The sequence below is a fragment of the Winogradskyella psychrotolerans RS-3 genome (assembly GCF_000427335.1).
Lineage (GTDB): Bacteria > Bacteroidota > Bacteroidia > Flavobacteriales > Flavobacteriaceae > Winogradskyella > Winogradskyella psychrotolerans.
On record NZ_ATMR01000055.1, the window covers coordinates 1 to 619 of the forward strand.

The 619-nt window shown below is 39.9% G+C and carries 1 pseudogene; it reads left to right on the forward strand.

Annotated elements, in window-relative coordinates:
• Positions 1-619: pseudogene (locus tag ADIWIN_RS04195) on the forward strand (MBL fold metallo-hydrolase); the annotation flags it as partial.

Here is a 619-nt window from a genome sequence, read left to right on the forward strand (position 1 = left end):
CACGCTGATTTTTGTTTCCGGACATATTGACCTTGCAAAGAAAACCAATGCCTCAATTGTCTTTGGACCAACAGATATGGAATTGGGTTTTGAAGCTACAGTAGCAAAAGATCAACAAGAATTTATCCTTGGAAAAAGTAAAATCCGAGTAATACATACCCCTGGACATACCATGGAAAGTTCGGTCTTTCTTTTGATCAATGAGGAAGGGAAGTCAGAAGCATTGTTTACTGGTGATACCTTATTTATCGGGGATGTTGGTAGACCCGACCTCGCTCAAAAAGTAATAGCTGACCTTACCCAAGAAAAACTTGCGGGATATTTATATGACTCCTTAAGGGAGAAAATTTTACCCTTACCAGATGATTTGATCATCTATCCTGCACATGGTGCTGGAAGTGCCTGTGGTAAAAATATGAGCAAAGAAACGCATGATACTTTGGGTAACCAGAAGAAAACAAACTATGCCTTACAAGAGATGTCTAAGGAATCCTTTACTGCTCAGGTATTAAAATGGTCTTACTCCTCCTCCTGCCTATTTCCCCCAGAATGTAATGATGAATATAAAGGGATATGACAGCATAGACGAAGTTCTAGAAAGAGGACAGGAGGCACTTTC